This is a genomic window from Paenibacillus sp. GM2FR (assembly GCF_002803325.1).
Taxonomy (GTDB): Bacteria; Bacillota; Bacilli; order Paenibacillales; family Paenibacillaceae; genus Paenibacillus_AQ; species Paenibacillus_AQ lautus.
The window spans coordinates 521,443-535,042 of sequence record NZ_MKZM01000011.1; the positions used below are offsets into that span (position 1 = coordinate 521,443).

Sequence of the window (13,600 nt, forward strand, 5' to 3'; positions counted from 1 at the left end):
TCATGTGACGTGCCGGCTGCAGCCAAGTTCTAACAACCTCCTCCATTGCTTGACGGATCGAGAAGTTATGGTGCATGATAGGTCTGAATTATTTGGAAATTGGTTTGCAAATAAATACAAGCAGGTGTACATCATCCGTGTTCTCCCTAATGAAAAAATGGTTCTGGTATGATTGGTTACTTGTAGCCATACGAACACTTTGGCTGGTTATTATCGTAAGCACTGCTATTGTCAATCCGTCATTGATCCATGCGCCGGTTTGGGTTGTACTTTCTTTTGCTTTGGCTCTTTACCTCATTCCCTTAACGGTACGCTATAGAAAAGAAGAACGGTATCTTGCAGTCGAAGTCACAACAGCAGGCTTGTTCCATCTCTATTTGGCCTACGCAGCACCGGAATTGTTGTGGTCTTTCATTCTATTCGTGATGATTATCAGTTTGACGAGCAGTCGAAGAAGCTATGTGTGGACAGGAATCCTCTGTGGAATCATATTCCCGATCTTGAACGGTTGGATGGCTAGTCGCCTCCCGTATGAGTATATCGTTAACTGCAGCCTTGGTTTTGCCATCGGCTTCGCGTTTAATATATTAATTCAGTCCCATAAGCAATCCCGAATTATCCAAGAGCAGAAGCTGCTGCTGGAGCAGCATATTAAGCGGATCGAGGAGCTTACGCTGATGGAGGAGCGCAGCCGGCTGTCACATGAGCTGCATGACACGATCGGCCATTCGCTTACGTCGCTCATCGTCGGCGTTGAATCACTCCGATCATCCGTACCGGATTCGCAAATCGAGAGAATTGATTCGCTTGTCGGTATCGCACAGCACAGTCTCGAGGATATCCGAAAGCATCTGCACAAGCTCTCTCATACCACGTTAAGCCATTCGTTAAGTGAGTCGCTGTGGCAGTTAAGCGATTCGTTTATGAAATCGACAGGGTTAACTATCCATTTCCGTGTGATCGGAAGTGAGACTCTCGTTATACAAAAAATAAACTTTAGTCTATATCGCTGCCTTCAAGAGTCTCTAACCAACGCCGTTCGGCACGGCCAGGCGAGCGTGATAACCGTTCAGCTGCATTTCGATAGTCAGCAGCTTCGATTACAGATCGAAGATAACGGCATTGGAATGGATAACATCCAATTCGGATTTGGGCTCCATGGGATGAAGGAACGCCTTGAATTATTTAACGGCACGCTGTCCGTCCATTCCGGGTCTGGGCAAGGCACTATCGTCATATGTAACATTCCGCTGCAGACAGAGCCTGTACATGACGCGATCCGCCTGCTGATCGTTGATGACCAGGCGATCATCACGGACAGCTTAAAGCATAATTTGGAACAGCATGCTGAGTTTATCGTCGTGGGTAAGGCCGGGGACGGGCGGGAAGCATTGGAGCATTGTGAACGGACTCAACCGGATATCGTACTAATGGATATTCGAATGCAGGGAATGGGCGGGCTTGAAGCTTTGCTTGAGATGAAACAGCGATGGCCTAATATGAAGGTTGTCATCATGACAACGTTTGAGGATTCCTTGCAGGCAGCAACTGCATTGGAGCGCGGGGCGGAAGGCTACATCCTGAAGTCGATTCATCCGCGGGAACTGAAGGAAGCCTTGAAACTTATTTATAACGGAGGAACCTGGATCGACCAATCGGTCGCCGCACAAGTCTTCGAAGAGATGAAGCATCAACGTGAGCAGCTGGAAAGAATCGGCTCAAGTCAGGACAACTACCCGTACGGGCTTACGAAACGCGAGATGGAGATTCTGGAGAATCTCTCGAGCGGACTGCGCTACAAGTCGATCGCCGCCAAGCTATTTTTATCGGAGGGAACGATCCGTAATTACTGCTCGATTCTCTACTCCAAGCTAGGCGTCAATAACCGGGAAGAAGCCATACAAATGGCGCGCTCCGAGAATATCGTGTAGGTGCCATCTATACAAAATCTATACATGCTGGGCTCGGGCCTTGACGGCGATTCTATGCCGGGTCCTGACGATATGGGCAATCAAAAAAAGAGCGTTCCCCATTTAAGGGGAACGCTCTTTCAAGTCATCGGAATTATTTCAAACCCAGTACTTCAAAATCATAAATCCGCGCTGCCGTATCCCCGCCTTGCGTAGCCTTCTCTATTTGAAGACGCACGTACCGTGCGGAGGTCAGTTCGATGGCATGGCTGCTGACCGCTTTCGTATTGTCCTTGACCGATACCGCGTCCTTCCATTCCTTGCCGTCCGAGCTTATTTGAATGGTGAATGCCCGCGTGTTGAATGCGGCCGGCTCACCTCCCGCTTCCGCATGCTTGATTACGAATTCGCTGATCTTATGTTCGGCTCCCAAGTCCACGGTCAGCCAGTGAGGCCCGTCTCCGACAGCACACCACTTGGAAGCCGCATTACCGTCCACCGCAAATGGAGGTGCTTCCTTCTCGTTCACGAAGCTGGATGCTGACGTCTTCTTGCCAAGGGCAAGGTTGCCAACGCCATTCTCCGCTTCGCGTGTAACCGTGATGAGCTTCTTCCGAACCAAGTCCTCGCCAACGCTATTTGTAGCGGTTAGCGTCACTTCGTACGTTCCTTCCTCCGGATATGTCACTTTTGGATTCTGCTCCGTGCTGGATGCTGGCTGTCCACCCGGGAAACTCCAGCTCCAGGACTCCGTCACTTCCGAGGAAAGATCCGTGAATTGTACCGTTTCTCCCGGTGCGATCAGCGTTTTATCCGCTTTGAAGGCTGCAACCGGCTTCGGATATTCCGGCCAATCAAAGCTTACCGACGATGCTTTTCCTTGTTCGTAATGGCGGTTTACTGGAATTACGACCATCTTGGTTGCCTGCTCCTTCAGCAGCCGCTTCATTTCCGGCACGTAATATACCGTATTCCCCGTCATGCCCATCAACTCGTACTTGCCGTCCGGTTGAACCCGGTACACCTGGTAGTACATTACGTCCTCAGCCTGTTTCGGTGCCTTCCAAGACAATCGCGCATCTCCATATATCCCGTCGCGGAAATCATTATCGATGACCTGAAGATCGGTCACCTGGTGCGGTTTCTTCGCCTTATCATTCACCTGAGTAACGGCCAGTTTTCCAATATTCGCCCGATAATCCGCTATATCCGCTGCAGATTCGAATTGCAGCGAGATTCCCACAATCGTGCGGCCTTTATACTTGTTCAACTTAACGCTGCCCTGCTTCCAATCCTGATCCGCACCCGTGGCGGTCCACTTGCCAGGCTCGAAGAATTCATACCGATCGGGCGCATCGGAGAATGCCAAACCAATCTTCACCTTGGCGTCCTTCGCATTGTCCGCATAGACGAGCGATACTTCCGTCGTCGGTTCTACCGGGATATTCGCCTTATACAGCTTGACATGGGTAGAGGAGCCTTTGCTTACGGCACCCGCCACCTGAAGCGAGCTGCCTCCGTAGTAAGATTTGCTAAAGTCAAATCCAGGCTTGAGGGCTTCACCCTTTCCATTAGTTTCCGTGATCCAGCGCCAGGTCGGCAAAATATCCTGCAGGCTCCGATTGCTCCAGTCTCTGCTCCGCATCACTTTGCCGTCCACCGCAAACATATGGCCGTTCCCGGTATTGAAATGGGTGACAAATTCAGAACCGGTGAGCACGGTTTTGGCAACCACATCATTCGCAATCCCTCTCCAGGCGAGCGGATCGGTCCCTTCAGGCTGCGAGGTATTAGCTGGATTCATTCCAGGTCCCGCCCAGAAAATCTGCTCCTTTTTCATATACTCCTCGTGGGTTTCAGAGCTGTTAAACGCCCAATCGGGGCGATAAATGCCGAGGGATGTCGTAGCTTTCTTGCCGTCCGGGAACACAACCGGCCAATTGAACTTGCCTTCGTAGCCTTTCGCCTCCACGTCAATGCCGGCGTATAGATCATACGGGCTGCGGCCAAGCTCTGCCGCTTTGGCCGGGGAATTCAGGAACGGAGTAATGTAGTCGTATTTGCCGTTCTTCTCATCCTTGTACTGCCAGCGGAAATCGATAAACATATTGTCGGAAACCCGCTGATTTCCCGCCTGGAAGAACATCTCGTTCTTATCAGTCAACGCCCCCTGCCACTTCACCGGTCCTTCCTTGATCATGGAATCGTACCAGATCACTTCCATGCCTGGCGCCTTTTTCTGCTGAAGATACGTTAAAAACTCAGCCATCTTGGCGGCATCCTCAGGCGTTCCGCCCTGCGTCTCCTGATTGATGAACCAGCCGTCAAATCCGTAATACGCAGCAACCTCAATCAGTTTGTCTGCAACCGGGAAGGATCCATCCTCCCGCTGCTTTAACAGATCATGCATCCACTGGATTTTGCCTCCATGCTCGGTTTGCGGCAAGAAAACGGTTCCAAAAACAGGTACGCCATTCTTGTGAGCCGCATCGATCACATCGGCGCTTGGCGGAACGATCAATCCTTCGCCTGCTGAGCCGCCCCACATCACCAGCTTGTCAATATACTGCCAATTGCTGAACGTATAGGTATGGAACTTCTCCGAGCCTTGGGAAGGAGCTCCGCTTGTGCTTGGATACATGGAAGCGATCGATAAAACCTTCACTTCCTCCTTGGCATTGCTGTTTACCTTATGACCCTGGAGACGCTGATCCTCCAGCTTAACCGTCCCCCGATTAAATAGAGCATCCTTATCCGTGGACGGCGACCATTCCAGCAGCGTGTTCGGATACCAATATGACGAGTGAGGCTGTGCTGCTTCAGCTTCTCCAGCAAAACCCGTCAGGGACGCGGCCAGCACTGCCGTGCTCATCCATACCGTCATTCTGCGTTTCCACTGGGCTTTCGTTAAATAATCCGGTTTGATTCGTTTCATGGGAAAACCTCCTGTTTATTTCATGATTTCGTGGTGAACAATGAATGTAGGAATGACAGAGAGAAACGGCCGCTTTAGATCAGCCGTTTCTACCCCCTCATACACTTTTTATGGATTACTTGTTTTGAGCCTTCCACTCATCAAACTGCTTTTGAGCCTCAGCGATAACTTTGTCAATTCCAGCATCCTGGAATTTTTGTTTTGCTTTTGGCAAGTATTCTTCAGGATCGATGGAGCCGGTGTACAGCGCAGGAATAAATTCCTTCGCTACGTTGGTGATGGCCGCAACTTCTGTTTTTACCGGAGCCGTGTCGAAGTTAAAGCCGAACGTAGGAGCTACCACAGCCGAGCTGTTAAACTTCTCGAATGCTTCCCACTTGTCTTCAGGCTCGCCTTCATGAAGATACGTCAGGAACATATTGCCGAGCGCAAATCCAGGCATGGCATAGTTTTCCTGCATAGCAGGCATATCTTCGATGTATGGTCCTTCAAGCTTCTTGTAGTGCGTACCTTCCAAACCGTATTGAATCATATTCCGGAGCTTCACATCGGTGTTAAGCAGGTTCAAGAACATCATCGCCCGCTCCGGATTTTTGGAGTACGAAGAAATCGCCATCATCGAGCCCGCTGCAGAGCTGGTGTAAATGACTGGATCGTGCATCGGTCTTGTCACAATGTCATATCCCGCGTTTCTGGACCAGCCGAGCTCCGCGTATGGCTGTGTAATCTCGCGGTCCACGAGCCATTTGCCGGTTTTGATGTTATCAATACCATCCAGCGTCGCTACGTCCTCGCGCACATAACCCGCTTTATAGTATTTGCGCATCGTGGTCAGCGCCGATTTCAGTTCAGGTGAATCCAGCAAATTCACAAATTTAAAGTCTTTGGTGTCCAGGTACATACCGATCGGAATTTCATCTCCAAGCGGGAAGTCGACCGGCAAGTACGGCTTAAAGCCTTTCGGTACGGCAAGCGGCGTAATATCCGCAGGCTCGTTCTCTTTAATCGTTTTCAGAAGCGGTTCGAGATCCTCAAGCGTCGTTACATTGGAAATGTCCAAATTGTACTTATCCAGATACTTCTTATTAAAACGCCATACAAACTGCTGTGCCAGTTCCTTGTTGGCCGGGATACCATAGTTCACGCCGTTGACCTTCGTTCCTTCCAAGAAACGGGGGTCCAACGTTTCCTTAATGCCTTTTCCATACTGATCAAGCAGGTCATTCAGCGGCTTAAACGCGCCCTTCGCGGCATTTGGAAGATAATCGAACGCCCATGAGCTAGTGAAGGCAATATCATAATTCTCGCCGGAGCTTGTAATCACCTGCATCCGCTGGCTGTAATCGCCCCAGTCGATCATACTGATCTCGATTGTTGCATTGATTTTTTCCGTCAAATATTTATTGATCTCCTCTTGAACCACGGGTAGATCCTTCTGGTTAGGCCCGATCATGTACATTTTTAGTTTGACCGGATCCAGCTTGGATACATCAACCGTGCCGTCGCTTTGAACGGCTGCCCCTTCCTTCGATGGCTCGCTCTGCTTAGTGCCTTCCTTGCTGCCGCAAGCCGACAATACGACCGTCAGCAGAAGCACAAGAGCAAGGGACAGTATAGAAACCTTTTTCTTAAACATGTGTTTTTCCCCCTGTATCACTTAATGGTTAATGCTATATTGGCACCGCTTACACACTTGGAACATCAAAGCCGGATTTCTCCGGCCTGTGCGATGCGGGTACAACCTTATGAAATTAGCCTTTGACCGAGCCTACCGTCAGGCCCTGGACAAAATATCGCTGGAAGAACGGATACGCCATAACAATCGGCAGCGTCGCCAATACGACCATCGCCATCCTTACCGTCTCTGTCGGCAGGCCGGCTGCTGCATCAAATGAACCGATATTCTGCGCATTCTGTGTCAGAAAGTCCATATTCTTCTCAATCTTCATGAGCATGAATTGCAGCGGTGGCGTCGCCTGTGGATTGTTGTAATACAGCAAGGCGTTAAACCAGTCGTTCCAGTACCCCAAAGAGCTGAACAAACCAATCGTTGCAATCCCCGGCAGCGAGACCGGCAGCACAATTCGGATAAAGGTCAGAAACTCGCCGGCGCCATCGATTTTGGCGGACTCGATAATTTCATCCGGAATCGTCGTTTGAAAAAAGGTTCTCATGACAATGATGGAGAACGCGCTCAAGGATAAAGGAAATATCAACGCCCAGATCGTGTTTTGCAGATGCAGGAACTGGGTCATCACGATATAACCAGGTACCAGACCACCCGAGAACAGCATGGTAAAGAATGCGAGGAAGCTGAAAAACCCTCTAAATTCAAAATTTTGACGGGACAATGCATAAGCATAAGTCGTAACCAGCGCCAGACTCACCAGCGTCCCCAGTACCGTGACCAGGAGCGTTAAGCTGAACGAGGACAGCAGCTCGCCTCCCGTTTCGAAAATATATTCGTACGCCGCCGTACTGAACTGACTCGGCAGCAGCCTGAAGCCTTCCAAGACCAGAGTCTGTTCGTCGGTCAAGGAAATAATAATAACAAATAGAAACGGAAAGATACAGGAGAACGAGAAGATGCCGATCACGATATTGAAAATCGTATTCCACAATGGGGAGATGGCGTTATAGTCTCTCTTCTTTGAACGCTTTGCCGGCTGATTCGCGGTTTGCGTTGATAGCTGCGTCATGAACGGTACACCTCCCTCGGATTAGAAGATCGCATGATCTTTTTCAATTCGTCGAACGATATAATTGGCGACTAGAATCAGAACCAGCCCTACAAGCGATTGGTACAAGCCCGCTGCCGTACTCATTCCGATGTCCCCCATATTGATCAGTCCGCGGTAGACGAAGGTATCGATAACATTCGTTACCGGGTAGAGAGCACCCGAGTCCTTCGGAAGCTGATAGAACAATCCGAAATCGGAACGGAAGATGCCCCCGATTGCCAATATGGTCAGTATGATCATCAGCGGCTTCAAGAGCGGAATCGTAATGTACCGCGTTTGCTTCCACTTGTTGGCTCCATCGATAACAGCTGCTTCATAATAAGACTTGTCGATCCCTGTAATAGCTGCCAGGTAAATCACGCTGTTATAGCCCACGCCTTTCCAGATGCCGACAAAAACGAGAATGAAGGGCCAATATTTAGCTTCGGCGTACCAGCTGATCGGCTCTCCCCCGAAATAAGTGATGATTTGATTCAACGTCCCTTTGTCTACGCTCAAGAAGGTGAACGCAAAATAACTGATGATAACCCACGACAAAAAATGCGGCAGAAACATGCCGGTCTGATATACCTTGGCCGTCCGCTTGTTGACAAGCTCGCTTAGCATGATCGCAAAGCCCACCGCAATGATCAGGCCCAGGATAATAAAAGCCAGGTTGTACAGAATCGTATTCCTCGTAATGATATAGGCATCATTGGTTGTAAACAGATACTCGAAGTTTTTGAACCCTACCCATTCGCTGTTGAACACGCTGGCGAAAAACCCGTCCGGGCTTATACGGAAGTCCTTAAAAGCAAGAACGGTGCCGAACATGGGCAAGTAAGCAAAGATAAGAAACCATATGGTTCCGGGCAGTATCATCAACAGCATAAACCGGTTGCGTATGACCTTTTTGATGAACCCCGACATGAACACTCCTCCTCTTCCCTGTTAAATACAAGTGATGCGACTGTTGTAGAAGATCCCCCATGATCTTTGTCGATGCGGCTATTCTATCACTCGCCCTTTAACTACTATCATTGTGCCAAGTAAGCGCTATCGCGCTCAAGTTGAAAAATACTAGAACGGGATGGATAAATTAAAGAATCCCCCAAAAACAACAAAGAACAGGCCAAAGGTTATCCACCTTGAGCCTGTCGCAAATGGTTTATTGTTGATTTAGATCCGATACATGGACCTCATTTCAGTTGGAGACACGCCCGTATATTTTTTGAACTGCCTGTAAAAGTACGAGCTGTCCGTATATCCTACGCTGAACGCAATATCCGCCGTCTTTTGATCCGTATGTAAAAGGAGCTGCGTGGCTTTCTCGATGCGGTACTGGTTCAAATAATCCGAGAAGCTTGCGCCGACCTCCTGCTGAAAGAGCTGCCCCAAATAATTCGGATGCATCTGCAGCCGCTGACTCAGCGTCTTCAGGGAAAGCTCTTCCGGATAATGGTGCTGCACCTGCTCCACTAGGAACGAGACATGCAGGCTGTAGCCCTGATCCGCTTCTTCCAGGCGCGCAAGGCAGCGTTCGACGATACGCCATACATGATTTCGGAGTCCCTGGAGCGTATTAATCCGGTGCATTGGCGTAAATACCTCGCTGTAATCGGGATTTTTCTCCATATCCTTCGCCGCGATCATCAATTGGACTGCCGCGTTCAGGCAGGTTCCCCGAGGTACCGTTGGCTCCCCGCTGCCGCCGCCAAGAACAGACTCGATATAGGCTTGCAAGGAGGAAACGTCTCCCTCGATCAACAGCTTTGCAAACGTATCGGGACGGGCGGACGGCGAAGAAGCCTGAACGGTCTCCGGTTCCGCAGGCGGACTGAAGAGGATCATGTCATCTCCGGCAATCAGGCAGGCGTTGAAATGGCCCTTCGCCATCCTGTAGCTCTCCTGAATGTCTTTGAAATCATTGAATCCCGCATTTCCTTCGGAGCACCACATGCGCAAGCCGGTCAACACCCGCAGCTTGGCCATGGCATTTCTCATGCCTTCCCGCGCGGCATCCCTCCGTTCATTCATCGCAACCGACATCACAACGATGTCGTCATCGGCATCAGGGAAACAGATCACCTCATGATCTCCCCCAAGCTCTTCCGAAAAAGCCCGGCAAAATTCATCGGCTAGGCTGGTCAAGCGATAGAGCTGGGATACCGGGCGTTCGTCGGATATAAGCCGCAGAACGTAAACCTGGTAGGAGACATAATTCAGCGGAATTCCGAGAAGTTCGGCTCTTTGCTTTAATTCCGAGCTTTTGATTTCGCCGTTGACCCATCGCTGCAAAATATTGCTGCGCAGGATCTTCCAATCCTCCTCGGAGCGAAACCGTTTCAATTCCTCGCGCTCCCAGTCCCCTCGGATATGCTTAATGGTCGCTTCCAGCTCCTCGATGTTGATCGGCTTCAAAATGTAATTCTGAATGCCGAGCGTGATCCCCACCTTCACATATTCAAATTCTTCGTACCCGCTGAGCACAATGAATTTGGTGCGGGGATGCATTTCCTTTACCTTCTTGATAAGCTCGAGTCCGTTCATTCTTGGCATCATAATGTCCGTGATCAGCAGATCCACGGGCTCTTCCCTCAACCGCTCAAGCGCCTGCAACCCATCGTTGGCCGAACCTGACACATGCAGGTCGTAATTCTGCCAATCCACAATGGTGGCCAACCCCTGAGCGATCAAAGGCTCGTCATCAACAAAAAATACCTTCCTCATGTCGTCTCCCCCTTGCGAACCATCGGTATTTCCATGCGGACCTCGGTTCCCTGTCCCTCCGTGCTGTTTATGGCCACTCCGTAATCATTTCCGTAATTCAGCACGATTCGTTCAAGCACATTCATGAGCCCGATCGAACGGTAACCCTTGTCGGGAGGCTGGAGAACCTTGTCCAGCGTGCCGCGGATTTGGGTAAGCTTTTCCTCCGGTATGCCCGTTCCATTATCCGATACGATGATCACGACCCGGTCCCCTGCCCGGCGGGCACGGACTGAAATTTTATTGTTATCTTCCAGCGGGCGAAACCCGTGAACGATATAGTTTTCCACGATCGGCTGGACCAGCAGCTTGATAATGCTGACACTTTGGATTTCCGGATCCACCTCGATTTCCGTCTCCAGCCGTCCGTCATAGCGGATGCGGAACAGGTCGAGATAAACAGAACACATGTCCATTTCCTCTTCAACGGTAACCACCGTGCTTTTTTTCACCATGTTCTTGAACATGACCGACAAGCTGTATATCATTTGCCCCACTTCCTTCGCCCCTTCGAAATACGCCTTCATGCGAATGGATTCGAGCGTATTATATAGAAAATGAGGGTTGATCTGGGATTGCAGGGCGACCAGCTCCGCATTTTTTTGCTTGATTTCCGAGGTATACATTTTATCGATATATTGCTCCAAACGGTCGCCCATGTCGTTAAACCGGCGGGAAATCTGCTGGAGCTCATCTTCGCCGGACATCTGAATGCGCGTCGACAGATCGCCCTCGCCGATCCGGTTCATCGAGCGGATAATCCGCTGCACTTTTTTGGAGAACTTTCGAATGATCGTAAACGTAATCGCAAAACTGGCCGCCATAAACACAAGCGTGACCAGGATCAGTCCGGTTCTTAAACTCTCCGTGCTCTCTTTGATCAGGGATTGCGACACAATCCCCACCACCGACAGGCCCGCGTTGCCGACATTCAATATGTTCACTTTAGAGGGTTCATCCAGCTCCACCCAGTCCCCGGCTTTTTCCTGCTCCAAGTGGTAGGGATAGGTTTGACCGTAGTACTCATCCTCCGAATCGTAAATAACGGTTCCCTGTGCGTTCAACACCAAAATCCGGCCTTTTACCGAAGCTCGGCTCTCCAGCCAAGATGAAATTTGCCGGGCGTCGAACTCCACATTCATCATCCCCACCCGATTCAGGGTCCACGGGTCCTTCAGCTCTCTCGAATAGGAATATGATCTAGGACCGGAGCCTCCGGATGAACCCGAGGACTCGTTTTGAGGCATGGTATCCCAGCTGTGCTGCTCCCGGCGGGCAAACCAGGTCTCCCACTTGTTCTTGGAACCCGCTTCATTATTCAACTGCTGATTGGTCCGGCTGATATGCATGTAAAAATTGTTTGGATAGCTGTAGATCGACACGCTTCTGGCGCTTGACTCCTGCTCCAGGTAATTTTTCAGCAAGGTATTAAAAGACCGTAAACGCTGCTCTCCCGTCCTGGTGTATAAATCCAGCCGATATTTCAGGTAACTCTCATATTCGTTGTTCAAAAAATAGATCAGCTCATCGCTCAGCGTGGCATCTCCATATATCTGCTGAAATATATTCTGTATGCCCTCGTACTGCCGGCTCAAATAAATATTCAGAACATGCGCGGATTTGAGATTCGCATCGGTCTGCTCGCGGAGTATGCGCTGCGTCTGATATTGATAAACCAGGGTTGCCGCAATCGCGAACAGCACGATCATGACGGTCGAATACAGCACAACGATTTTGTTGAACATTTTTCGCTTTAGATGATTTAAATAGAATTGGCGCAGTCTGAAAATATGAAACACACCCTGTTCTATAATGGTCACTTCGGCACCCAGTGTACACCCTTTCCGTAAACCCGGCAATTGAAATTTGCATCTTTATGAACAAGCGCCGTTTGACTAGAACAGCATTAACGGACTGCGAGGGTACGGGGGGCGGCATGGCGTTCGTTCTGACCGAACGCGGCAAGGAACCCCTATGCTGCGAATTGCATTGTACGAGCCAGGCCAGCTTATCCGCATGGATAGGCACGGGATCGCTGCTTTGAAGTATCGTCCATCTATTATGGACTAGAGGAATGCCCCGCTATATGTTGAATATCTATAAGGAAAAGAGTAGGAGAAGCTGTGCCAAAACGTTAATTACGAGATAAATCAAATAAGAGCCGAGGATAGACGAATGAAACTTCAATTACTATATAATGAATATCTTAATTTTAAATTCAATAGAGGACTACCGTCCGTTCAAACGGACGGCTTTGTATATGGCCTTCTTGAGGATGACAGTGCAGCGTTATTCTTTGCCGAACGTAGCGATGAGGCCTTTGTGGAGTGGGCGTATGAATTACAGCCAAGGGACCCCAATTATGTCGCGAGTCCGGACTGGAAGCCTGTGCTCTCGGACTCCTATAAGCAGCTGGATGTCTATGATGAATTGGTATTCTATTATCTGTTGTTTACGATCAATGCGACGACGTCCATTGCCAAGCTCAACCCGTATAATGCCATGAATGATATGATGAAGAACTACTGCTTTTTTCAGCTGGCCCAATTGACGGATGCCTCCAGGTTGAACGAGGTACAGAGACAGCAATTAAGAGATTTTTTCTTCTTTTTCTACCTATACGCGCACCCGGTGAATGAGGAGACCCTCTACGCCTTTTCATTCCGCGGGCTTGATTTGGTCCATACGAAAACCAACATTCATGTTGAGCAATATGTAACTGCTTATCACGATTACTACAGCAAGCATCACGACAAGTACAAAGATCAAATTTCCATCGATCCACATCAAATCCAAGCCTGCAAAAGCCTTACACTGGAGCTGTTAAGGTCCATCGAGGGCAAATCGGCCAAGCTGGAGATGCCCCCTGAAGAAGGGCTAGAGGCTGTATTGCAGCTGATTAATGACGTGGATGGTTTAATGCATATGTACTCCGAAAATAAAACAACATTATTCGGTATGATGAGAGACTTCCTCTCGGACAATCGCTCAAACCCCTATCGCGATCATTGTTTCCGTATGCTGCTTCAGAATTATGTCTGTTATATCCTTTATTTTAAGTTTGATGAAATTCATCATTTGGTGGATTATTTTAAAGACACGCCGGTATGGTGCGAGAGAATGATTAATTCCCTTTTTACGGATGCTATCTTTATCCAAAAGATCATGCGGCAACACCGGATCGACATTGCCGAGTATGAGAATGTGATCGCGTTCTTTAATGAGGAGGCGCGGAGGATTTATTTGTAATCCAAAAGCAGGGGGAG

The 13,600-nt window shown here is 49.4% G+C and carries 9 protein-coding genes; 3 read left to right on the forward strand and 6 right to left on the reverse strand.

The features are described from left to right. Positions 1-137: 137 nt before the first annotated feature. Complete coding sequence (locus tag PAEVO_RS30670) at positions 138-1,931, forward strand: helix-turn-helix transcriptional regulator (RefSeq protein ID WP_100541370.1); 1,794 nt, start codon at positions 138-140, stop codon at positions 1,929-1,931. A 133-nt stretch (positions 1,932-2,064) separates the two neighbouring features. On the opposite strand, the gene PAEVO_RS30675 is transcribed toward PAEVO_RS30670, so the two are convergent. The 6 genes from PAEVO_RS30675 to PAEVO_RS30700 form a co-directional block, all read right to left on the reverse strand. Further along, on the reverse strand, positions 2,065-4,845 hold the full coding sequence (locus PAEVO_RS30675) for an endo-beta-N-acetylglucosaminidase (RefSeq protein ID WP_100541249.1): 2,781 nt from the start codon (positions 4,843-4,845) through the stop codon (positions 2,065-2,067). A gap of 115 nt (positions 4,846-4,960) precedes the next feature. After that, positions 4,961-6,481, reverse strand: coding sequence for an ABC transporter substrate-binding protein (locus PAEVO_RS30680; RefSeq protein ID WP_100541250.1), 1,521 nt, complete (start codon positions 6,479-6,481; stop codon positions 4,961-4,963). A gap of 115 nt (positions 6,482-6,596) precedes the next feature. Beyond that, positions 6,597-7,544 (reverse strand): carbohydrate ABC transporter permease, encoded by a 948-nt coding sequence (locus PAEVO_RS30685; RefSeq protein ID WP_100541251.1) that lies wholly within the window; start codon positions 7,542-7,544, stop codon positions 6,597-6,599. A 21-nt stretch (positions 7,545-7,565) separates the two neighbouring features. After that, positions 7,566-8,495 (reverse strand): ABC transporter permease, encoded by a 930-nt coding sequence (locus tag PAEVO_RS30690; protein ID WP_071219420.1) that lies wholly within the window; start codon positions 8,493-8,495, stop codon positions 7,566-7,568. Positions 8,496-8,744: 249 nt separating this feature from the next. After that, positions 8,745-10,295 carry a response regulator transcription factor gene (locus PAEVO_RS30695; RefSeq protein ID WP_100541252.1) on the reverse strand — a complete coding sequence of 517 codons (1,551 nt, stop codon included), beginning with the start codon at positions 10,293-10,295 and terminating at the stop codon, positions 8,745-8,747. Beyond that, positions 10,292-12,154, reverse strand: coding sequence for a sensor histidine kinase (locus PAEVO_RS30700; RefSeq protein ID WP_100541371.1), 1,863 nt, complete (start codon positions 12,152-12,154; stop codon positions 10,292-10,294). Before PAEVO_RS30700 ends, PAEVO_RS30695 begins: the two co-directional genes overlap by 4 nt. Positions 12,155-12,210: 56 nt before the next feature. On the opposite strand from PAEVO_RS30700, the gene PAEVO_RS34050 reads away from it, so the two are divergent. Both PAEVO_RS34050 and PAEVO_RS30705 read left to right on the forward strand, forming a co-directional pair. Then, a complete protein-coding gene (locus tag PAEVO_RS34050; RefSeq protein ID WP_165789783.1) occupies positions 12,211-12,378 on the forward strand; it encodes a hypothetical protein in 168 nt (55 codons plus the stop codon). A gap of 131 nt (positions 12,379-12,509) precedes the next feature. Further along, entirely contained in the window at positions 12,510-13,583 is a 1,074-nt protein-coding gene (locus PAEVO_RS30705; RefSeq protein WP_100541253.1) for a hypothetical protein, read from the forward strand. Positions 13,584-13,600: the final 17 nt, after the last annotated feature.